18 protein-coding genes are annotated in these 20,713 nt (G+C 67.7%); 8 read left to right on the top strand and 10 right to left on the bottom strand.

Translation table 11 applies throughout. From position 1 onward, the window contains the following. Positions 1-42: 42 nt before the first annotated feature. Entirely contained in the window at positions 43-1,620 is a 1,578-nt protein-coding gene (locus AC3WL8_RS05790; protein ID WP_211981213.1) for a phospholipase D family protein, read from the top strand. A 25-nt stretch (positions 1,621-1,645) separates the two neighbouring features. On the opposite strand, the gene AC3WL8_RS05795 is transcribed toward AC3WL8_RS05790, so the two are convergent. Both AC3WL8_RS05795 and AC3WL8_RS05800 read right to left on the bottom strand, forming a co-directional pair. Then, a complete protein-coding gene (locus AC3WL8_RS05795; protein ID WP_013952739.1) occupies positions 1,646-1,909 on the bottom strand; it encodes a hypothetical protein in 264 nt (87 codons plus the stop codon). Positions 1,910-2,031: 122 nt separating this feature from the next. Next, positions 2,032-3,291, bottom strand: coding sequence for a M20/M25/M40 family metallo-hydrolase (locus tag AC3WL8_RS05800; RefSeq protein WP_211981212.1), 1,260 nt, complete (start codon positions 3,289-3,291; stop codon positions 2,032-2,034). Positions 3,292-3,476: 185 nt separating this feature from the next. Here AC3WL8_RS05800 and AC3WL8_RS05805 point away from each other — a divergent pair, with 185 nt between their 5' ends. Further along, a complete protein-coding gene (locus AC3WL8_RS05805) occupies positions 3,477-4,559 on the top strand; it encodes a GlxA family transcriptional regulator (RefSeq protein WP_211981210.1) in 1,083 nt (360 codons plus the stop codon). An 18-nt stretch (positions 4,560-4,577) separates the two neighbouring features. On the opposite strand, the gene AC3WL8_RS05810 is transcribed toward AC3WL8_RS05805, so the two are convergent. After that, positions 4,578-5,309: a BON domain-containing protein gene (locus AC3WL8_RS05810; protein WP_013952736.1), complete on the bottom strand. Its 732-nt coding sequence runs from the start codon at positions 5,307-5,309 to the stop codon at positions 4,578-4,580. Positions 5,310-5,458: 149 nt separating this feature from the next. Beyond that, positions 5,459-7,111 carry an AMP-binding protein gene (locus AC3WL8_RS05815; protein ID WP_013952735.1) on the bottom strand — a complete coding sequence of 551 codons (1,653 nt, stop codon included), beginning with the start codon at positions 7,109-7,111 and terminating at the stop codon, positions 5,459-5,461. Between the two features lie 240 nt (positions 7,112-7,351). Between AC3WL8_RS05815 and AC3WL8_RS05820 the strand changes: the two genes are divergently transcribed. After that, positions 7,352-8,026 carry an SOS response-associated peptidase gene (locus tag AC3WL8_RS05820; protein WP_211981208.1) on the top strand — a complete coding sequence of 225 codons (675 nt, stop codon included), beginning with the start codon at positions 7,352-7,354 and terminating at the stop codon, positions 8,024-8,026. A gap of 51 nt (positions 8,027-8,077) precedes the next feature. On the opposite strand, the gene AC3WL8_RS05825 is transcribed toward AC3WL8_RS05820, so the two are convergent. Then, positions 8,078-10,285 carry a TonB-dependent siderophore receptor gene (locus AC3WL8_RS05825; protein ID WP_492377995.1) on the bottom strand — a complete coding sequence of 736 codons (2,208 nt, stop codon included), beginning with the start codon at positions 10,283-10,285 and terminating at the stop codon, positions 8,078-8,080. A gap of 390 nt (positions 10,286-10,675) precedes the next feature. Between AC3WL8_RS05825 and AC3WL8_RS05830 the strand changes: the two genes are divergently transcribed. Further along, positions 10,676-10,804 (top strand): BrnT family toxin, encoded by a 129-nt coding sequence (locus tag AC3WL8_RS05830; RefSeq protein WP_319609827.1) that lies wholly within the window; start codon positions 10,676-10,678, stop codon positions 10,802-10,804. Further along, entirely contained in the window at positions 10,788-11,138 is a 351-nt protein-coding gene (locus AC3WL8_RS05835) for a BrnA antitoxin family protein (RefSeq protein ID WP_013952732.1), read from the top strand. The genes AC3WL8_RS05830 and AC3WL8_RS05835 overlap by 17 nt, the downstream gene beginning before the upstream one ends. Before the next feature lie 57 nt (positions 11,139-11,195). On the opposite strand, the gene AC3WL8_RS05840 is transcribed toward AC3WL8_RS05835, so the two are convergent. The 3 genes from AC3WL8_RS05840 to AC3WL8_RS05850 all read right to left on the bottom strand — a co-directional run bounded on the left by AC3WL8_RS05840 (position 11,196) and on the right by AC3WL8_RS05850 (position 14,116). Further along, positions 11,196-11,744: a TetR/AcrR family transcriptional regulator gene (locus AC3WL8_RS05840; RefSeq protein ID WP_211981205.1), complete on the bottom strand. Its 549-nt coding sequence runs from the start codon at positions 11,742-11,744 to the stop codon at positions 11,196-11,198. A gap of 107 nt (positions 11,745-11,851) precedes the next feature. Then, entirely contained in the window at positions 11,852-13,243 is a 1,392-nt protein-coding gene (locus tag AC3WL8_RS05845; protein WP_211981203.1) for a dihydrolipoyl dehydrogenase, read from the bottom strand. 141 nt (positions 13,244-13,384) lie between these two features. Further along, complete coding sequence (locus tag AC3WL8_RS05850) at positions 13,385-14,116, bottom strand: glutathione peroxidase (protein ID WP_013952729.1); 732 nt, start codon at positions 14,114-14,116, stop codon at positions 13,385-13,387. A gap of 305 nt (positions 14,117-14,421) precedes the next feature. Here AC3WL8_RS05850 and AC3WL8_RS05855 point away from each other — a divergent pair, with 305 nt between their 5' ends. Further along, the gene (locus AC3WL8_RS05855; protein WP_238553128.1) at positions 14,422-16,140 is read left to right on the top strand and encodes a dipeptidase; all 1,719 of its coding nucleotides are present in this window, start codon (positions 14,422-14,424) and stop codon (positions 16,138-16,140) included. 104 nt (positions 16,141-16,244) lie between these two features. Here AC3WL8_RS05855 and AC3WL8_RS05860 read toward each other — a convergent pair whose 3' ends face one another. Then, positions 16,245-16,724 (bottom strand): nuclear transport factor 2 family protein, encoded by a 480-nt coding sequence (locus AC3WL8_RS05860; RefSeq protein ID WP_013952727.1) that lies wholly within the window; start codon positions 16,722-16,724, stop codon positions 16,245-16,247. Positions 16,725-16,959: 235 nt separating this feature from the next. On the opposite strand from AC3WL8_RS05860, the gene AC3WL8_RS05865 reads away from it, so the two are divergent. Together AC3WL8_RS05865 and ada are read left to right on the top strand one after the other, a co-directional pair. Continuing rightward, complete coding sequence (locus tag AC3WL8_RS05865) at positions 16,960-17,736, top strand: 2OG-Fe(II) oxygenase (protein ID WP_371827410.1); 777 nt, start codon at positions 16,960-16,962, stop codon at positions 17,734-17,736. 8 nt (positions 17,737-17,744) lie between these two features. Next, a complete protein-coding gene (gene ada / locus AC3WL8_RS05870; protein WP_492377996.1) occupies positions 17,745-18,815 on the top strand; it encodes a bifunctional DNA-binding transcriptional regulator/O6-methylguanine-DNA methyltransferase Ada in 1,071 nt (356 codons plus the stop codon). A gap of 11 nt (positions 18,816-18,826) precedes the next feature. On the opposite strand, the gene AC3WL8_RS05875 is transcribed toward ada, so the two are convergent. After that, positions 18,827-20,563, bottom strand: a complete 1,737-nt coding sequence (locus tag AC3WL8_RS05875; protein WP_013952724.1) for an FAD-dependent oxidoreductase — start codon at positions 20,561-20,563, stop codon at positions 18,827-18,829. Positions 20,564-20,713 lie beyond the last annotated feature (150 nt).

Raw genomic sequence — 20,713 nt, forward strand, 5'->3', positions numbered from 1 at the left:
CGTAACGATCAGGACCCCGCGAGGGGTCCGCAAGGACCCGTCATGCCATCGCCGACAGACGCCGCGTTCGCCCCCCACCGCCGCCTGCGCGCCAATTCGCTGCTGCTGTGCTGCGCTGCCCTGCTCGGCGGCTGCGCCTTGCCGCCGCTGGATCACCGCACTGAATCCTCTGCGCTTACGCCTGCCGAATCCCAGGCCACGCCGCTGGGCCAGGCGGTGGCCGGCGAAGTGACGCGCCATCCGGGCCTGAGCGGCATCCATCCGCTCGAGAATGCCTACGCCGCCTTTGCGGCGCGCGTGCATCTGGCACGCACCGCGCAGCGCACGCTCGACGTGCAGTACTACATCTGGCGCGACGACCTGACCGGCACCCTGTTGCTGGAAACGTTGCATGAAGCCGCCGACCGCGGCGTGCGCGTGCGCCTGCTGCTGGACGACAACGGCATCGCCGGCCTGGACGAATTGCTGGCGGCCATGGACGCGCATCCGCAGGTCGAGGTGCGGATCTTCAACCCGTTCGTGATCCGCCACCCCAAGACGCTCAATTTCCTGACGGATTTCCGGCGCCTGAACCGGCGCATGCACAACAAGTCCTTCACCGCCGATGGCGTCGCCACCATCATCGGCGGGCGCAATGTCGGCGACGAATACTTCGGCGCCACCAATGGCGTGCTGTTTGCCGACCTCGACGTGATCGCCGTGGGCCCCGCCGCCGGCGACGTGGCGCACGATTTCGACCGCTACTGGTCCAGTGCGTCGGCCTACCCGGTGGACCGGCTGGTGCCGCCCGTCAGCGTGGAACGGCTGCAGGCGCTGGCCAGCAATGCCCGCGCCGTCGAGCAGAATCCGGCTGCCACCGCCTACCTCGCCGCAGTGCGCGACCTGCCCGACGTGCAGCGGATGCTGAACGGCACGCTGCAGTTCCAGTGGGCAACAACGCGCATGGTCAGCGACAACCCCGCCAAGGCGCTCGGCGAGGCGTCGCGCGACACCATGGTGGCGCACCAGCTGCGTGAAATCCTGGGCGACCCGCAGCGCGAGCTTGACCTGGTCTCGCCCTACTTCGTGCCATCGACGGGCGGCACGTCCTATTTCGCCGATATGGCAAAGCGCGGCGTGGCGGTGCGCGTGCTGACCAATGCGCTGGAAGCCACCGACGTGGCCGCCGTGCATTCGGGCTATGCCAAGCGGCGCAAGGCGCTGCTGGAAGCCGGCGTGGACCTGTATGAGCTGCGGCGCTCGGCCGCGCCCGGCAAGAAGGAAGAGCGCGCCGGCCCCTTCGGCAGCTCGGGCTCCAGCCTGCACGCCAAGACCTTTGCCGTCGACGGCACCCGGGTCTTCGTGGGCTCGTTCAATTTCGACCCGCGCTCGGCCACCATCAACACCGAACTGGGCTTCGTCATCGACAGCCCGGAGCTGGCTGGCCGGATCGAATCCACCTTTGCCAGCGTGGTGCCGAGCGCGGCCTACCAGGTCAGGCTAGATGAAACCGGCAAGCTGTACTGGCTGGAACGGCGCGACGATGAAGTCATCCGCCACGACACCGAGCCGAACACCAGCTGGTGGCGCCGGCTAAGCATCTGGTTCATGTCGATTCTGCCGATCGAGTCGATGCTGTAGAACGGGTACCCGGGAGCGCGGCCCGTCAGATCTGGTCGAGCAGGCTGCGCACCACATCGGCCAGCCGGCCGGCGCGCTGGCGCCCCTTGGTGTCCAGCGCCATGCCGCTGCCGCCGGCAAGCGCCTTAAGGCCAAACAAGGCATCGCCAACGTCACGCCAGGCTGGATAATCGGCATGGATTTTTTCCAGCGCGGCGGCGCCGGCGGCCACCTGCGCGGGTTCGGGCGTGCGGCCGGCGGCCAGGTCTTCCAGTGCCGTGGCCGCGTCCAGCAAGCCTTTGCGGTTCATCTCCGTCTCCCCCTGCAATCTCTCTTTTGTCATGGCCGCCGCATGCGGGCAGCCATGACACTGTAGCAGGCTTGCCGGGAGAGGCAACCAGGCGCTGGCAGCGCAGGCCTGGCGGCACCGCCTCAGTTGCGCCCGATATCCTGCAGGATGCGGGTCATCAGGTACAGGCGCGGCACGATCGAGTCCAGTTCGATGTACTCGTCGCGGGCGTGATAGCCGAAGCCGGCCAGCCCAAAGCTTTCCACCACCGCGGGCTTGCCCGAGCGCGCGGCATAGCTGGCGTCAGTGGCGCCGCCGGTGCCTTCGGCCAGGGCCAGCGTGCGGCCGTCCAGCTCGGCGTAGATCTCTTGCGCGCGCTTGGCCAGCGCGCGGCCGCGCGCGTCGGCCACGAACGGCGGGCGGCCCTCTTCCATCGTCACCGTGGTCTGCGTCTCCGGCACCAGCTGGCTGGACTTGGCCTTTTCCTGCAGCGCCACCTTCAGCTTCTCGGCAGCGCCGGCCGCGGTGGTGCGCACATCGCCGTAGGCGACAGCGCTTTCCGGGATCTGGTTGCGCACCGTGCCGGCCTGCGCCTGGGTCCAATTCAGCTGCGAGCCCGGCACCTGGCTGGCGGTGTCGCGCGTCTGCTGCAGCTGGTGGGCGAGTTCGATCAGCGCATTGCGGCCGCGCTCCGGCGCGGCGCCGGCGTGGGATGCGCGGCCCTTGACCTGCATGGTGGCAGTGGCGGTGCCAGAGGCACCCAGCAGCAGCGACTCGGCCTTGACCACATCCTTGGCCGCGGTGGGCTCGCACGACAGCACTACGTCGTGCTGCGCGGCCAGCGCGTCAATGGCTTCGCCGGAGCCGACCGAGCCGACCTCTTCGTCAGGGTTGAACAGCACCGTGATCTGCGCGTAGTCGCGCCAGCCCTGGTTCTTCAGGATCTCCAGCGAATGCAGGATCACGGCGATGCCGCCCTTGTCGTCGGCAATGCCCGGCCCGTAGAGCCGGTTGCCTTCCTCGCGGATGGGCTGCGTGGCCAGCGTGTTTTCCGGGTACACCGTGTCCATGTGGGCGATCAGCATGATGCGGCGCTTGCCGGTACCGGTGAAGGTGGCCTTGACCATGGTGCCCGGGCCCTTGGTGACCGGCATGCGTTCAACCTTCGCGCCCAGCGCCTTCAGGCGCTTCTCGGTATAGCCGGCCATCTGCGCCAGCCCCTTCGCGTTGGCGCTGCCGGATTCGATCGTCACCATCTCCTTGAGCGACTGCACCAGCGCGGGCTGGGCCGACTGCGCGGCGGACAGCAGCGCGGCGTCGGGCTGGGCGGCACTGGCCAGGGTGCCGGCCCCGGCAAGCGTCAGGGCGGCGGCAACGGCAACGTGGCGAACGGAAAACGGCATGGAATCTCCTCGGATTGGTCTTGTTGGTGCCATGCCCCGGCGCACGGGCAGCGCCACGGCACAACTGCACGATGCTAGCCCTTGCCAGAACCTTAGGGGAGGATCAATATCGCCAATCCGGATGCCGATCCCGCCACGGCATCCTGCCAACTCCTCGCGCCATGCACCCGACCACGCCCCCAGGCATGCCAGCCGCCATCGAGCAGCCGTCACAGAACATCCCGCTGCATGTCCGCCTGCTATGGCTGCCGCAAGCCATGCCGGGCAGCCTGTTCACCACGCTCGACGTGCTCCGCACCGTGGCCGGCGTCGCCAGCCTGCAGCGGCCCGACGCCGCGCCCACGCTGAGCTGGCAGCTGTGCGGCAGCAACGGGCGCACGCTGGCGGCGGACCTGCCGGGGCTGGTGTCCTCCACCCGGCGCGCACGGGCCGCGGACCGCCGCACGCTGCTGGTGATCCCGGCCCTGCTGGCCAGCAATGCGCTGCAGCTGGGCGAGATCGTGCAGCGCGATGCCGCGGCGCTGCGCCTGGTGGAACGCCATGCGCAGGCCGGCGGCTGGATCGCGGCGTGTTCGTCGGGGATGGTCTTTCCGCTGCAGCTGGGGCTGCTCGACGGCGCCAGGACCGGCGCGCCGTGGATGTACCAGAGCTGGATGATGCGCCAGTATCCGCATTGCGACCTGGGCAGCGACCAAGCCATGAGCGTGCACCAGCGTGTGTTCTCGTGCGTGGCGCCGGCGCTGCAGGTGGAATTCATGCTGCGCGTGCTGGGCCACCTGCACGACCCGGACCTGGCACAGGCGGCGTCGCGGCTGATGCTGTTCCAGCCCGAGCGCCAGCGCAGCGTGCCGGCGCTGGTGTCGCAACGCTGGCTCAGCCGCACCGCCGACAGCCCGGTGTATCGCGCCATCCAATGGCTGCAGAAACATGTGTCCGAGCCCTACAAGCTGGCCGCGGTGGCCCAGGCGGCCGCGGTCAGCGAACGCACGCTGCTGCGGCATTTCCGTCAGGTCACCGGGCTGAGCCCTCTGGACTACCTGCACACCCTGCGCGTGGAACGCGCGCGCATGCTGCTGGAAGTCACGCTGCACGGCACGCAGGGCATTGCCGAAGCCTGTGGCTACAGCGACGCCGCTGCGTTCCGGCGGCTGTTCCAGCGCACCACGGGCATGTCAATGTCAGACTATCGCGCCCGCTTTGCGCTGCGGGCGCGGCGGCGCTACTGGCGCATGGAAGATGCGGCGGTACGGCGCGGCACCGGGGAGTGACCGCGCCCAGGGCAGCGCTCAGGTGCGCAAGGCGATGTGGTTGACCACGTTCTCCACGCCCTGCACGTACCATGCGTCGCGCTCGGCCTGGCGCCGCGTGTCCTCGCTGGTGACGCAGCCTTCCAGCGTCACCACGCGGTTCTCGGTATGCACGCTGACCTGGCCGGCATCGACGAAGGGATCGGTCTCCAGCACCAGCATCAGTGCCTCGGTGATTTCATCGTCGCGGTCGGCTTCGGCGGGCGCCACCACCAGTTCATTGACCACGCAGCGGCAGCCGCGCGACCACCAGGCCAGCACCCCTGCCAGGCGCATGTGCGACAGGCTGATCACCTGCCCCCACAGCGTTACCACGCCGTCGTGCACTTCCACTTCAATCCAGCCGCTGCGTTCGCCCACGGCTTCGCGCATGGCCTCGGGCTTGCCCTTGACGCGCGCGCAGATCTTGCAATTGCGGAAATCGATGGCATTGAGCAGGCGCTCGCACACCGCGTCGCGCAGTTCGCCGTCGCCGACCTGCATGCCGCCGTCGGCCACGCGCAGGTGATCAATCACGCTGGTTACGCCGTCCACGCGCCGCACCGTCGCCGCGGCCCGGGTCTTGTCGACGATATCGGCCACCTCGCCTTCCAGGATCAGCGCGCCGTCGGAAAGCCGCAACTGGATGGTAGGATGGAGGACATGACCCTGATAAGGCACATGCGCCAAGGCTGCGCGCGCCTGCGTCAGCACCGCTTCGCTACTCTGCATTTTGTTCGCCTCGCCCGATTGGTCTGGAGATGGAAGACGCGCGCCCCTGCCTGCAGGCGCGCCTGGCGCGGCGCCGCAGGCTCCTTCACCCCCGGGGCCCTGGCAACCGCTTCCTCATTATAGGAAGCGGTCCGGGAACGGCTCGGCTCTCAGGCAGCGGCTGCCTCGCGCGCACGGGCCACTTCCTGGTTGCGCAGGATAAAGCGCTGGACCTTGCCGCTGGGGGTCTTGGGCAGTTCGGCGACGAACTCGATCTCGCGCGGGTAGGCATGGGCGGCCAGGCGCTTGCGCACGTGCTGGCGCAGCGCCTCGGCCAGTTCCGGCGCGGCGCGATATTGCGGGTCCAGCACGACAAAGGCCTTGATCAGCTCGGTGCGCTCCGGATCGGGCTTGCCGATCACCGCGGCCTCGACCACGGCCGGGTGTTCGATCAGCGCGCTTTCCACGTCGAACGGGCCCACGCGGTAGCCCGAGGTGGTGATGACGTCGTCGGCCCGGCCGATGAAGCTGATGCTGCCGTCGTCGTTCAGCTCGGCGGAATCGCCGGTCAGGTAGTAGCCGCCGGCAAACCCGCTGGTGGACGTGCCGTGATAGCCGCCGAACCAGCACATCGGCGAGCGCTTCAGGTCCAGCGCCAGCGTGCCCGGCTGGCCCGGCGGCAGTTCACGCTGTTCATCGTCCACCACCACCACGCGGTGCCCAGGGCTGGCAAAGCCGGCCGCGCCCATGCGCACCGGATGCGCCAGCGCATGGTGGTTGCACAGCACCATGCCCAGCTCGGTCTGGCCGTAGTGGTCGTGGATGGTCACGCCCAGTTCGCTGGCGAACCAGCGGATCACTTCCGGGTTGAGCGGCTCGCCCGCGCTGCTGACGGCGCGCAGCCGCCCGCGCAGCGGGCCTGACACGGCCTCGCCCGCGGCGATCAGCAGCCGGTATGCCGTGGGCGAGCCGGCCAGGTTGGTGATGCCGTACTTGCGGATCACACGGCATGTGCTCTCCACGGTGAACGGGCCATCATAAAAGGTGGTGGGATGGCCCAGCGCCAGCGGGCCCGTGACCGCGTAATACAGGCCGTAGGCCCAGCCCGGATCGGCCAGGTTCCAGAAAGCATCTTCCGCGCGCAGGTCGACCGCGTCGCGCATATAGCCGGCAAACGCGGCGATGGCCTTGAGCGGCACCAGCAGCGGCTTGGCCGGGCCGGTGGTGCCGGAGGTGAACATCATCAGGAAGGGGTCGTCGCCCCGGCGCGGCACCGGCTCGAACGACGCCGGCTGGCGTTCCAGCTCGGCCCAGAAGCTGAAGTCGCCGCGCACCAGGCCGCGGCCCTTGTCGCCGGCCACGGTGACGATGGCGGGACAGCCATCCACGTCATCCAGCTTGGGGCGGTTGGCGCCATCGGTGACCACTATCTTCGCGCCGGACGCATTGAGCCGGTGCTCGATGGCCTTGGGGCCGAAGGCCGTGAACAGCGGCTGGTACACCGCGCCGGCGCGCCAGGTGCCGAGAATCGTCACCAGCAGTTCCGCATTGCGCGGCAGCAGGCCCGCCACGCGGTCGCCCGGCTGCACGCCCTGCGCCTTCAGGAAACCGGCAAACTGCGCGGACAGTGCCTGCAGCTCGGTAAAGGTCCAGCTGCGCGAATTGCCGTCGCGCCCTTCCCAGAACAGCGCGATACGGCCGGGCAGCGCGTGCCGGTCGCAGCATTCGACGCAGGCGTTCATTGCCTCGAGGCTGCCGTGCAGCTGCCGTGCCACGGCGTCGTCATAGGAAAATCCGTCGAAGGCTTGGGCGTAGTCGCGCATGGTGTCTCCTGTATTCCGGCTTGTGCCTTTTGGTAGGTGGCCAGTGCGCGCGGCATGGCGGCGCGCAGCGGCTGCCGCAAGAGTGTGCGCGAGCGCCAGGGGAGCAGGCAATAGCCGATTCCGCCAGCGCCGCTGACGGTTTTTGCCATTCCTGCCGTGAGCCCTGAGGCACCCCGAGCCACCCTTGACGCGGCACCGCCCGGCGCCGACGATACGGGCATCACCGCCAGGAGACAGCGCATGTGCACCAACTACGCCCCGGTCCAGCGTCGGATCCTGCGCGAAATCTTCGGCGTGGAACCGCCGCCGGGGATGTACAAGGCTGAAACCTATCCGGACTACGCGGCGCCGATCGTGCGCGCCGCCGACGATGGCGCGCGCAGTGGCGCACTGGCCTCGTTCGGCATGGTGCCGCGCCCGCGCATCCCGCCCGGCGCACGGCGCTTTGACACCACCAATGCCCGCAGCGAGACCGTGGGCGAGCGCCCCGCCTTTGCGCGCTACTGGCGCCAGGGCCAGTTGTGTCTGGTGCCGGCCACGGCGTTCTATGAGTTTGCGTATCCCGAAGATGCAGTGCCCGGCGGCACGTCCGGCAAGCCGGTGCGCTGGCGCGTCTGGCTACCCGGCGAGCAGGCCTTCGGCATCGCGGGCCTGTGGCGCAGCTGGCCGGACCAGTCGCTGTCCTTCACCATGCTGACCATCAACTCGGCCCAGCACCCGGTGATGCAGCGCTTCCACAAGCCGGGCGATGAAAAACGGTCAGTGGTCATCGTGCCGCGTGAACAGTGGGACGACTGGCTCGCCTGCCGCGATCCCGAGGTCGCGCGCACCTTCCTGACCCTCTTGCCCGCGGACGCCATGCGGGCCGAACCGGCGCCCAAAGTGCAGGGAGCGCCAATCCCCGACTCGGCGTAAGCGCGCCGCTTTCGCCGCCATGGCCGCGGGCTCGCTCCCACGCAAGGCGGCTCAGAAGCGGTAGGTAACGCTGCCCACCACCGTGCGGCGCGCGCCGAAGTAGCAGTCACCGCGCGCCAGGCAGGTGGTCAGGAATTGCTTGTCGAACAGGTTGTTGGCATTCAACGAGACGCGCAGCGGGCCGTGGTCATAGGCGATCATCGCGTCGTAGAGCGTGACGCCGCCCACCCGGTTCTGGTCGGCACCGTCATAGCTGGGACCGACATAGCGCACCCCGCCGCCGGCGACAAAGCCCGGCACGCCAAACAGCCTGAAGCGATAGTTGGCCCACAGCGACGCCATGTTCGACGGCGTGCTCGGCAGCTTCTTGCCCACCTCGGCCGGCGTGCCGTCGATCACGCGCGCATCCAGGTAGGTATAGGTTGCGATCAGGTCCAGTCGGCTGGACAGCGAGGCCAGTGCCTCCACCTCGATGCCGCGTGTACGCGCCTCGCCCACCTGGACCGAATCGGGAATGCCGTTGACCACGCCGGCGGTCTTGCGGTTTTTCTCGCGCATATCGAATGCGGCGATGGTCAACGTGGCGTTCTTGCCCGGCGGCTGGTACTTGATCCCCGCCTCCCACTGCGAACCGCGCAGCGGCTTGAAGGCCTGGTTGGCCTTGTTGAAGCCGGCCAGCCTCTGGAACGACTCGGAATAGCTGACGTACGGGTTGAGGCCGATGTCCGAGCGGTACATCAGGCCGCCACGCTTGGTCAGCTCGCTGTCGTCGCGGCTGGCCGAAGGCGTGTTGTCCTGCGCGGCGCGCGACCAGTCATAGCGCAGCCCCAGCATCAGCAGCCACTTGTTCCACGACAGCTGGTCCTGCACGTACAAGCCGGTCTGCGCATGCGTGGCGGGGTTCAGGTCGCGCGTGCCCGGCAGGGTGAAATTGCCGTAGACCGGGTTGAACACATTAAGCGGCGCGGCCGTGCCCCCCACCCCGGCGCGCCCCGTGATCTCGGCGTGCTGGTAGTCGACGCCGGTCAGCAGTGTGTGCTGGACCGGGCCGGTGCGGAAGTTGGTCTGCGCCTGGGTATCGACCGCGAACGAGTTCAGCGTGGGCTGGTTCAGGTAAACCGTGCGGCGCATCAGCGTATCGCTGCCCGCCACCCAGCCGTGGCCGGCGCCATTGAAGCCGGTCGCGTAGATGCTGCGGTAGTCCACCGTGCTGTGCGAATAGCGCAGGTTCTGCCGCACCGTCACGGTGTCGTTGAACTTGTGTTGGAACTCATAGCCCACCGACGCCTGCTCGGCGTTGTAGCGGTCGAAGCCGAGCTCGCTGATAAACAGGTGATCGGGGATCTGGCCGGCCGGGTTGGCCTGCAGCGTGCCGCGCCAGGGGAAGAAGCCGACCGAGGTCCCGCTTTCATCGCGCTGGAAGTTGGCCAGCAGCGTGAGCGAGGTGTCCTGGCTCGGGCGCCACGTCAGCGAAGGCGCGATCAGGTAGCGGTTGTCCTTGACGTAGTCAACCTGCGTGTCGCTGTCGCGCGCCAGCGCCACCAGCCGGTACAGCCACTTGCCGTCCGCATCGAGCGGGCCGGTCAGGTCGGCCTGCACCTGCTTGCGGTTGTAGTTGCCGAACTGCACGCCGATCTCGCGCGCCGCTTCAGGCTGCGGGCGCTTGCTGACCAGGTTCAGGATGCCGCCGACCGCGCCCTGCCCGAACAGCATCGACGACGGCCCGCGCAGCACGTCGATGCGCTCCAGCGCGTACACATCGGGCCGCACGTTGTTGTAGAAGCCGACCTGGTTCAGCAGGCCGTCGCGATACTGCGTGAAATCCGTGCCGCGGAACTTGCCCCAGTCGCCACGCGCATCGTTGCCGTACGGGCCGGCATAGACCCCGGCGCTGTAGCCGATGGCCTGCTGCACGCTCTGCGCGCCCTGTGCCTCCATCCGGTCGCGCGTGATGACGGTGATCGACTGGGGCGTCTCCATCACCGGCGTGTCGGTCTTGGTGGCGGTGGCGCTGCGTTTTGCCACGAAGCCATGGACCGGGCCGGTGGCGGTTTCGTCGTCACTGCTGGCGCGGACCGTGACGGCCGGCAGTTCAGCCGCCGCGCTGGCCGTTGCCGGCGCAGGCACTTCGCCGGCTTGGGCAAACACGCCGCCCGCCTGCAGGCTCAGCACAAGGGTGGTCAGCGAAAGGCCGCGCGGGGTGACAAGCACGGGGCAGGCAAAGCGCGGCTTTGCCCGCTTGGTGGGGTGGAGATACATCACTCAGGGATCGGAAGGTAGCTACCCCGCAGGCGCGGCGTGGCAAGTGGAAAATCCTGATTACGAATACGACTAATTCTCAATTACAACAGATTGTAGCCTGAATGTGTCAGAAGAGAGACATTTTCTATGGCCCCCTGGACTGCCTGCTGCAGAGTGATCAGTTTTCCGCTTTACTACGATGCCAGGATTAACGCTGTAGCATAAAAATGTCGCACCACCCTATTTCTTGCTGCTACAGTAAATCCGAATGGAAATCGAGTTTGACTTGGCAAAGGACGCTATCAACCAACGTCAACACGGGTTGTCACTGGCCGCCGCGGGGTTGATGGACTTGGTAGCGCCCTGCTGGAGATCGATGACCGCAAGCCATATGGCGAAACCCGCTACATCGCATATGGGCCGATTGGCCGGCGCCTGTATTGCCCGGTATTCACCATACGCGGCAACACGCTACGGGTAATCAGCCTGCGTAAAGCCAACTCCCGAGAGGTGCGAGACTATGAACAGGAAACCTGACCTCACCATGCCGACGCCCGCGGAGGATGCCGCCATTGCGCGCGGCATTGCCGGAGACCCCGATGCGGTGTCGTTGCCGACCGAGCAAATCAAGCGGATGCGCTCGGCGCGCAAGGTACCCGAGCAGGTAGTGGGAAAAGAAAAAGCCGATGCGCTGGTGAAACGCCGTGGCAGGCCGGCCAAGCCGGCTGGCGAGCGCAAGGTCAACCAGACCTTGCGGATCGATCCCGATGTACTGGACGCCTACAAGGCCACCGGCAGCGGATGGCAAACGCTGATGAACGACGCACTGCGCGATTACGCCAAATCGCACCGGATACTGCCGCGGCGCTAAGCCAGACGAAGGAAGCGTCGGGCAGTCCTCAGCCTCAGTGAGCAGCCCCCAAGCCAATCAGCCGGCCTGCAGCCGGCCCAGCAACCGCCGCCCCGCCTCGACCACCGCCGCATCCGGCTGCATCTGGTAGCGCACGATCATGCCTTCGATGCACAGCATGGCTTCCTCGGCCACCGCTTGCGACTGGTCCAGGCCCAGGCGCGTGGCGATGTCGGCGACGAACGCCTCCAGCTCGGCCTTGTGGGCCGCCGCCTGCTCCGCCGCGCGCGCGTCGCCGCCCGCCTCGGCCACCACGTTGATAAAGGCGCAGCCACGGAAGTCGCGGCTGAACCAGTCCGCCAGCGCGTCAGCAATCACGTCCAGGTGCGGGCGCGCGGCAAGCCGGACTTCCACGTCCTGCCGGAACCAGGTCATCCACTCATCATGGCGGCGCGCCAGGAACGCCGAGATCAGCTCGTTCTTGGAGGCGAAATGGCGGTAGAGCGACATCTTGGCGACGCCGGATTCGGCAATGATCTTGTCGATGCCGGTGGCGCGGTAGCCCTCCTGGTAGAACAGGCGGGCAGCGGTGTCGAGGATGCGGTCGCGGGCGGAAGGCGTGGCCATGTTGGCTGCGGAGTCGGTAATGGGAGCGGCCGGACAGCACCCTGCGCCGCCCGGCCTCTATAGGTCGATACTATGACAGACAGACCTGTCTAGCAAACCTGGCCCGCTCAGACCTGCAGCTTTGCCTCCGCATCACGCAGCGCCGTACGCAGGCCCTCTTCCACCACCGGGTGGTAGAACGGCATGCCCAGCATCTGCCCGATCGTCAGGCCCTGCTGGTAGGACCACGCCAGCAGGTGGGCGATGTTCTCGGCACGCGGGCCGGTCCATTCCGCGCCCAGGAAGCGGCCCGAGGCCTTGTCGGCATAGACGTGCATCAGGCCGCGGTTCTTCAGCATCACGCGGCTGCGGCCCTGGTCCTCGAAGCTGACCTCGCCGGTCACGAACGTGCCTTCGGCCAGGTCGGCGTAACGCTGGCCGACCATCGCGATCTGCGGGTCCGTGAACACCACCGCGATCGGCGCGCGGCGGGCCAGCGGCTTCACCTGCGGGTAGCTGGCGGCGTTCTCGCCCGCGGCCTTGCCCTCGTCGGCGGCCTCGTGCAGCAGCGGCAGGATGTTGTTGGCGTCGCCGGCGATGAACACCGGCGCATTGCCGCACTGGAGCGTGCGCGCATCGAACAGCGGCACGCCGCGCGCATCCAGCGCCAGGCCGGCATGCTCCAGGCCCAGGCCGCGAACATTGGGCACGCGGCCGGTGGCGACCAGCGCATAGTCGAAGCGCTCAGTCACGCTGCGGCCTTCGCGGTCCAGGTAGGTCACCACCACCTGGTCGCCGTCGCGGGCCATGTCGGTCACCTTGGCGTCCGGATCGAGATAGAACTCGCCGTTGAAGGTCTTCGCCGCGTAGGCGCGGATCACGGGATCCGTCAGCGGGCCGAGCGAGCCGCTGACGCCGAACACGCGCACCCGCACGCCGAGGCGCGACAAGGCCTGGCCCAGTTCCAGCCCGATCACGCCGGGGCCGAACACCACCACGCTGGCGGGCAGGTCTTCCCAGGCGAACACATCGTCATTGACGATCAGGCGGTCGCCGAACGCCTGGAACGGCGCCGGCAGCATCGGCGTGGAGCCGGTGGCGATGACCACGCGGCTGGCACGCACAATGGTGTGCCCATCCACTTCCAGCGTGGTGTTGTCGATAAAGCGGGCATAGCCGCGGATGCGGTCGGCTTCGGGGATGCTCTCCACGCCGCGCACCACAAAGCCGACAAAGCGGTCGCGCTCGCTGCGCACGCGGGCCATCACCTCGCGGCCGTCGATGCGGACCTGCCCATCCACGTGCACGCCGAACGGCGCGGTGTGGCGCAGTTCGTGCGCGGCCTCGGCGGCAGCGATCAACAGCTTGGAGGGCATGCAGCCCACCCGCGCGCAGGTGGTGCCGTACGGGCCGCCCTCGATGATCACGGCGCGCTTGCCCGCGGCAATCGCGGCACGGTAGGCGGCAAGGCCGGCGGTGCCTGCGCCGATCACGGCGACGTCGGTCTGGATGGTGGTCATGGCGGTCGTTTCCTTTGTCTTGATGGCGTCAAACTGGTGTCAATCAGCGGGCTGGATGGGGCCGCCATGCCGCCGGGCAAGGCGACCCCATCGGGTCCGGCGACTGCCGGTCCCCGGATGGGGGATGGAAGGGGAATCGGCTTACTTGCCCAGGTACTGCTGCAGCGCCTCGGCGCCGCCGATGAGCTTGCCGTTGATAAAGACCTGCGGTGCGGTCATCTCGCCCGACACGGCGCCCAGCACCTTGCCGCGCACCTTGTTGTCCAGCGGCACGTCGATGTAGTCGAAGCCGTTGTCGTCCAGCAGTTGCTTGGCCTTGGCGCAGAACGAGCAGCCGACCTTGGAGAACACCACCACCTGGTCCGGCTTGCGCGCATTCGGCGCGATGTGGGCCAGCATGGTGTCGGCGTCGGAGACCTTGAACGGGTCGCCCGGCTCTTCCGGCTCGATGAACATCTTCTGCACCACGCCGTCCTTGACCAGCATCGCATAGCGCCAGCTGCGCTTGCCGAAGCCCAGGTCGGCCTTGTCCACCAGCATGCCCATGCCTTCGGTGAATTCACCGTTGCCGTCGGGGATCATGGTGATGTTCTCGGACTCCTGGTCCTTGGCCCACTCGTTCATCACGAAGGTGTCGTTGACGGACACGCACAGGATGTCGTCCACGCCGTGCTTCGCGAACACCGGCGCCAGCTCGTTATAGCGCGGCAGGTGGGTCGACGAGCAAGTCGGCGTGAAGGCGCCCGGCAGCGAGAACACGACCACGGTCTTGCCGTTGAACAGCTCGCCGGTGGTGACGGTCTTCCACTCGTTGTCTTCACGCATGCGGAAAGCGACATTGGGAACGCGTTGGCCTTCACGGGATTGCAGCATCAGTTCACTCCTTGGTCTGGATCGGGTTGGTTTCGGCTGCGGGTTGCAGCGAAGGCCCCATTCTGTCGACCGGGATGTGATTTGTACAATTCATCGTTTTAACTACGACGATTGCCTTACGCTATTGATCCGGCATAGCCACTCCCTATTGCGCCGGCAATGGCACCTCATCCGCGCGCACGCAAGAGCATATTTTTTCGGCAAATACCGGCGAGTGCCCTATCATGCGGCATCCACTCAGACTCCCCTTTTTGTCCGCAATGACCCGACCTTGCCGCCTGCCGTCTCTCTGCCGATGGGCCCCGATGCTCGCGCTGTCACTGATGCTGGCGCACCCCGCGCAGGCGCAAACCCTGAAGAAACCGGCCCTGGATGCGCTGGTCTCCGGCACCCGAACGGCAGCCCACGCCGACCTGCAGGCATTCATGGCCGCCGCGGCCAAAGCCGAGCCTTCGGTGGCGCCGGCCGTGGCGGCGTGGCAAGCCCGGTCGCCGCTGGCCGGCGACAACCTGGCCAATATCGGCCGCCTGCTGGGCGTCTACAACCGCGTCCACAACGAGGCCGGGGTGATCGACACCATCGGCAGGATGGTGGCGCTGCGTACCGTGCGCGACGAGAAGGTCCCGCAGCACGAGAACCCCGCCATCATCGAGTTCGGCAAGATGATCGAGGCCATGGCGCGTGACTTCGGGCTGGCCTACCGCAATGTCGACAACCGGGTCTTCGAGGTCACGCTGCCCGGCGGCGCCAAGGATACCTTCGGCATCCTGACCCACGCCGACGTGGTGCCTGCGGTGGCCGAGGAATGGGTGCTGGAGGACGGCACCAAACTGGATCCGTTCCGCATGACGCGCGTGGGCGACACGCTGTACGGGCGCGGCACCATCGACGACAAGGGCTCGATCGCCGCGGTCATGTATGCCATGAAGACCGTCAAGGAAAGCGGCGTGCCGCTGGAGCGCACCATCCGCCTGATGATCGAGACCACCGAGGAAACCGGCGGCGACGGCATGAAGTACTACCGCCAGCACACCACCCTGCCCGAGTACAACGTCGTGCTCGACAGCAAATACCCCGCGGTGGTGGCGGAGAAAGGCGCGGGCACACTGACCGTGTCCTTCGGCATCAAGGCAGCGGACGGCAAGAGCGCGCAGGGCAAGCCCGACTACAAGGGACCGGCCATCGTTGCCATGCGCGGCGCGGCCTCGGCCAACGCCATCCCCGAGACCGCCACCGCGCGCATTGCCGGCGGCGATGCTGCCGCCGTGGCTGCCACGCTGGAACAGGCGCGCGCTGAATTCCTGCACCGCCACACCCCGCGCGGCAAGTTCTCCATCGAAGTGAAGCGCGCCGGCAACGACGTGGAAGTCAAGGTCACCGGCGTCTCGGCGCACGGATCGCGCCCGGAGGAAGGGGTCAACCCGCTGCCGCGGCTGGCGCTGTTCCTGCAGGCCAGCGGCGTGCAATTTGCCGAGAACCATTACCTGAACGCGGTCCGCTACCTGAACGACCTGTACGGGCTGGACTACCTCGGCACCAGGATGGAGGTGGCCTACCGCGACCCGTTCATGGGCCCGCTGACCATGTCGCCCACGCTGGTGCGCGAGCGCGGCGAATACGTCGACGTGGTCACCAACGTGCGCATGCCGCGCGGCCGCACCCCGGATGAGCTGGGCGGCAAGATCACCAAGCGTATTTTCGGCTGGGCCGCCACCCATGGCCCGGTCGAGATCAAGTACGACCAGGGCAACTGGATGGCGCGTGATCCCAAGGGCGCGTGGCTGTCCACGCTGCTGAACATCTTTGGCGATACCACCGGGCTGGAAGCCAAGCCGGTTTCCACCGCCGGCAGCACCACCGCCAAGCTGATGCCCAATGCCATCAACTTCGGGCCGGCCATGCCGGGCAAGAAGTACACCGCGCACAATGCGCGCGAGTACAAGGAAGTTGCCGACCTGAACCTGGATATGCAGATGTTCACTGAGATGCTGGTGCGGATCGGGAACCTGGACAAGATGCAGTAAGGCTGTTCTACCAAGTCCGATTGTTCGCCCCCCTCTCCCACGCGCGGGAGAGGGAGCTGGCTTGCGGTGTTCAGCGAATATCGCCGTACTGATACCCAACAGCCTTACAACCCCAGTTCACTCAACCCCGCATGTTCATCCGGCCGCCGGCCCAGTGGCCAGTGGAACTTGCGGTCCGCCGCCTTCATCGGCGCATCGTTGATGCAGGCATAGCGCCTGCGCATCAGCCCCGCCTCATCGAACTCCCAGTTCTCATTGCCGTATGACCGGTACCAGTTGCCGGAATCGTCGTGCCATTCGTAGGCAAAGCGCACGGCGATGCGGTTGCCGTCGTGCGCCCACAGCTCCTTGATCAGCCGGTAATCCAGCTCCTTCTGCCACTTGCGCTGCAGGAAGGCGACGATGTCGGCGCGGCCGTTGACGAATTCCGCACGGTTGCGCCAGGCGCTGTCGACCGTATAGGCCAGCGCCACGCGCTCGGGGTCACGGCTGTTCCAGCCGTCCTCGGCTGCACGGACCTTGGCAATGGCGGATTCACGGGTGAATGGGGGCAACGGCGGACGGATTTCGGCTTGTGCGGACATGCGGAGACTCCTTTGCTGAAACAGGGTGGATCAGGTGGGAAGAACAGCCTGCTCGTTATGATACAGACCTGTATCATTATTGATAGACAGATCTGTCTTGTCAAGGCAGGCTGTCGGGCAGAATTCAAAAGCAAGACCCGGAGTGCGAGGCGCACGCGGGCGGCCTAAAGTTGGCACCATGCAAGCGAGAGACAGGGGACCCGCGGTGAGCATCAGCCAGATACAACGCCCCGAAATGGCCGTGGCAGGGCCGCGCAGGCCAATACCGCCGGCGCGCGGCACGGCGCGGGGGCGTGGGCACGGAGCCGATATCGCCACCCGCGTCGATGGCACCGACTGGGCGGCCATTGCACGCGAACTCGACGACTACGGCTGCGCCGCGATCCGCGGCCTGCTGTCGGCAGCCGAATGCGACGCGCTTGCCGACGGCTATGCGCAGGACGCGCTGTACCGCTCTCGCATCGAGATGCGCCGGCACGGTTTTGGCCAGGGCGAGTACAAGTACTTCCGCTACCCCCTGCCCGACACCGTGGCCGCATTGCGCACGGCGCTGTATCCGCGCCTGGTGCCGGTGGCCAACCGCTGGAACGCCGCCATGGGCATCGATGTGCGTTATCCCGCCGCGCACGCCGACTATCTTGCCCGCTGCCACGACGCCGGCCAGTTGCGCCCGACGCCATTGCTGCTGCGCTACGGCCCGGGCGACTACAACTGCCTGCACCAGGACCTGTATGGCGAGCACGTATTCCCGCTGCAGGTCGCCATCCTGCTGTCCGAGCCGGGCCGCGACTTTACCGGCGGAGAGTTCGTGATGACCGAGCAGCGGCCGCGCATGCAGTCGCGGGCCGAGGTGGTGACGCTGCACCAGGGCGACGCGGTGGTATTCGCCGTCAGCCAGCGCCCGGTGCAGGGCAGCCGCGGCAGCTACCGCGTGAACCTGCGGCACGGCGTCAGCCGGCTGCACGCGGGCCAGCGCTACACGCTGGGCATCATCTTCCACGACGCCACGTGAGGTATTCCATGACCCGTTCCACACAGCAACCGGAAGCCAGCACCATCGAACGCGACCCGCGCTGGGCCCGCGTGCTGGCGCGCGATCCGGGCGCCGACGGTGCCTTTGTCTATGCGGTCAAGACCACCGGCGTGTACTGCCTGCCGAGCAGCCCGTCGCGCCTGCCGCATCCGGCCAATGTCGAGTTCTTCGACAACGCCGCCGCCGCCGAAGCCGCCGGTTACCGGCCCAGCCGCCGTGCCGCCGCGCCTGCGCTGGCGGCCCAGCATGCAGCCATCGTGGCCGACGCCTGCCGCCGCATCAAGGCCGCCGACACCCTGCCCACGCTGCCCGAACTGGCCAGTGCGGCGGGCGTCAGCCCCTATCACTTCCACCGCCTCTTCAAGGCCGCCACCGGCCTGACGCCGCGCGCCTATGCCGCCGCGCATCGCGCCAGGAAGCTGCGTGAGCAACTGGGCACCAGCGACTCCGTGACCGAGGCGATCTACGACGCCGGCTTCGGCTCCAACAGCCGCTTCTACGAGACCTCGGACGCGGTGCTGGGCATGACCCCGACGCGCTACCGCGCGGGTGGGGCTGACACCGATATCCGCTTTGCCATCGGCCAGTGCTCGCTGGGCGCGATCCTGGTGGCCCAGAGCGAGCGCGGTGTCTGCGCGATCCTGCTGGGCGACGATCCGCAAACGCTGGTGCAGGACCTGCAGGACCAGTTCCCGCGCGCCAACCTGATCGGCGGCGATGCGCAGTTCGAGCAACTGGTGGCGCAAGTGGTGGGCTTTATCGAGGCACCGTCTATCGGCCTGGCGCTGCCGCTGGATGTGCGCGGCACCGCGTTCCAGCAGCGTGTATGGCAGGCCCTGCAGGAGATCCCTGCGGGCAGCACCGCCAGCTATGCCGAGATCGCGGCCCGCATCGGCGCGCCGCGTGCGGTGCGCGCGGTGGCGCAGGCCTGCGCCGCCAACCACCTGGCGGTGGCCATTCCCTGCCATCGCGTGGTGCGCAGCGACGGCAACCTGTCGGGCTACCGCTGGGGCGTGGCGCGCAAGCGCGAACTGCTGGAGCGCGAGGCGCAAGCCTGAGTGGCGCGCGCTCAGCGCGCCACGGCTGCCTGCACCCGAGCCAGGTAGTCGTGGATCTGCGCCACCACCGCCGCGCCCTCACCCACCGCCGCGGCGACCCGCTTGGTCGACCCCGCCCGCACATCGCCGATGGCAAACACGCCCGGCACGCTGGTCTGCAGCGGATACGGCACCGCCGACGCGCAGCCAAGCTCGCCGCCGCCGGTGCGCACGAAGCCCTTGTCATCGACCTCGACGTTGCAGGTGCGCAGCCACGAGGCATTGGGATCGGCGCCGATGAACAGGAACAGGTGCCGCACGTCCATCGTGACCGGGGCCGGGCTTTCCGCCCGGCATTCGTAGCGCACCGAACTGAGCCACCCTTCCCCCGCCAGCGCGCTGATCTGCGCGTGCGTGTGCAGCGTGATATTGGGCAGCGAACCGATGCGGTCGATCAGGTAGCGCGACATGGTGGCGGCCAGCCCCGGCCCGCGCACCAGCATATGCACGTGTGCCGCGTGCGAGGCCAGGTAGACCGCTGCCTGCCCGGCCGAATTGCCGCCGCCCACCAGCATCGCCGGCTCGTTCTTGCACAGCTTGGCCTCCACCGGCGAAGCCCAGTAGTACACGCCGCGACCTTCAAAGTGCTCCAGCGCGGCGATGTCCGGGCGCCGGTACTGCGCGCCGGTGGCAATCACCACGGTGTGGGTCGGAATCATGCGGCCATCGGCCAGCTCCAGCCGGATCGGGTCCGCGCCGCAATGCAATGCCTTGACCTCCAGCGGGATGGCGATATGCGCGCCAAACTTCAGCGCCTGCACGAACGCGCGCCCGGCCAGCGCCTGCCCGGAGATGCCGGTGGGAAAGCCAAGATAGTTCTCGATCCGGGCACTCGCGCCCGCCTGCCCGCCCGGCGAGCGGCAATCGATCACCGCCACCGACAAGCCTTCGGACGCGGCATACACGGCCGTGGCCAGCCCGGCCGGCCCGGCGCCGACCACCACCACGTCATAGACATGGGCCGGATCGAACTCCGGCAACAGCCCCAGGCACGAAGCCAGCTGCCCTTCGTCCGGCGCGCGCAGCACGCGGCCGTCGGCGCAGATCACCAGCGGGAAGTCGCTGGCGGGCGCGTTGGCATAATCGAGCAGCAATGAGCAGTCACGTTCCGCGTCGATATCGATGACCGTATGCGGGTAGCCGTTGCGCCGCAGGAAGGCCTGCAGTGCCACCAGTTGCGGCTCGGTACCGTGGCCGACCAGCACCGGCCCGCTGCCGAATTCGATCAGCCCCACGCGGCGCAGGATCAGCGCGCGCATGATGCGCTCGCCCAGTTCGGCCTCGGCCACCAGCAGGGCACGCAGCCGCTCGGGTGTGATTGAATAGCCCTGGGTATCGGTCACTGCCACGCCGTCGACCAGCGCCGGGCGGCCGCTGAGCGTGCCGACCTCGGCCAGGAAGTGGCCGGGTCCCTGCTCGGTGATCTGGTGTTCGCGGCCCAGGCCGTCGCGCCGCATCAGGCGCACGCGGCCGCTGCCGATCAGGTACATGCCCCGGCCCGTCTCGCCGATGGCAAAGAGCTTCTCGCCCGCGCGCCAGCTCTGTGGCGTGCCAAAGCGCCGCACGCGCGCCATGTCGTCGGCGCTGAGTTGCGGGAACATCTGGTGCCAGCGTGACTCAAGCGTGGAATACGGCGCTTCCAGGCCGCCACCAGCTTCCGGGCCGGTGTCCTCATCCGGTGCCATTGCCTCCGACTGCGAAATCGCCATGCTCCCTCCCCGTCTGGACCCGCGCCTGCCCTGGCGCATCTTCCCGGTTGCCGCCGCGCGGCCTATCGATAGTAGACCGCGGCGCGCAGAATGCGAGGATCGCACGGCGCAGTTGCGGATTGCGCCGGCTTGGGATTGAATGAGCGCCTC

The sequence above is a fragment of the Cupriavidus sp. FW305-F7 genome, assembly GCF_058782875.1.

What these genes read in the sequence shown, in the direction of transcription:
- AC3WL8_RS05860 (WP_013952727.1), bottom strand. Translation starts at nt 16,724, where the DNA reads ATGTCCGCACAAGCCGAAATCCGTCCGCCGTTGCCCCCATTCACCCGT.
- AC3WL8_RS05845 (WP_211981203.1), bottom strand. Translation starts at nt 13,243, where the DNA reads ATGACCACCATCCAGACCGACGTCGCCGTGATCGGCGCAGGCACCGCC.
- AC3WL8_RS05865 (WP_371827410.1), top strand. Translation starts at nt 16,960, where the DNA reads ATGGCCGTGGCAGGGCCGCGCAGGCCAATACCGCCGGCGCGCGGCACG.
- AC3WL8_RS05790 (WP_211981213.1), top strand. Translation starts at nt 43, where the DNA reads ATGCCATCGCCGACAGACGCCGCGTTCGCCCCCCACCGCCGCCTGCGC.
- AC3WL8_RS05815 (WP_013952735.1), bottom strand. Translation starts at nt 7,111, where the DNA reads ATGCGCGACTACGCCCAAGCCTTCGACGGATTTTCCTATGACGACGCC.
- AC3WL8_RS05810 (WP_013952736.1), bottom strand. Translation starts at nt 5,309, where the DNA reads ATGCAGAGTAGCGAAGCGGTGCTGACGCAGGCGCGCGCAGCCTTGGCG.
- AC3WL8_RS05800 (WP_211981212.1), bottom strand. Translation starts at nt 3,291, where the DNA reads ATGCCGTTTTCCGTTCGCCACGTTGCCGTTGCCGCCGCCCTGACGCTT.
- AC3WL8_RS05795 (WP_013952739.1), bottom strand. Translation starts at nt 1,909, where the DNA reads ATGAACCGCAAAGGCTTGCTGGACGCGGCCACGGCACTGGAAGACCTG.
- AC3WL8_RS05855 (WP_238553128.1), top strand. Translation starts at nt 14,422, where the DNA reads ATGCTCGCGCTGTCACTGATGCTGGCGCACCCCGCGCAGGCGCAAACC.
- AC3WL8_RS05875 (WP_013952724.1), bottom strand. Translation starts at nt 20,563, where the DNA reads ATGGCGATTTCGCAGTCGGAGGCAATGGCACCGGATGAGGACACCGGC.
- AC3WL8_RS05850 (WP_013952729.1), bottom strand. Translation starts at nt 14,116, where the DNA reads ATGCTGCAATCCCGTGAAGGCCAACGCGTTCCCAATGTCGCTTTCCGC.
- AC3WL8_RS05805 (WP_211981210.1), top strand. Translation starts at nt 3,477, where the DNA reads ATGCCAGCCGCCATCGAGCAGCCGTCACAGAACATCCCGCTGCATGTC.
- ada (WP_492377996.1), top strand. Translation starts at nt 17,745, where the DNA reads ATGACCCGTTCCACACAGCAACCGGAAGCCAGCACCATCGAACGCGAC.
- AC3WL8_RS05835 (WP_013952732.1), top strand. Translation starts at nt 10,788, where the DNA reads ATGAACAGGAAACCTGACCTCACCATGCCGACGCCCGCGGAGGATGCC.
- AC3WL8_RS05840 (WP_211981205.1), bottom strand. Translation starts at nt 11,744, where the DNA reads ATGGCCACGCCTTCCGCCCGCGACCGCATCCTCGACACCGCTGCCCGC.
- AC3WL8_RS05825 (WP_492377995.1), bottom strand. Translation starts at nt 10,285, where the DNA reads ATGTATCTCCACCCCACCAAGCGGGCAAAGCCGCGCTTTGCCTGCCCC.
- AC3WL8_RS05820 (WP_211981208.1), top strand. Translation starts at nt 7,352, where the DNA reads ATGTGCACCAACTACGCCCCGGTCCAGCGTCGGATCCTGCGCGAAATC.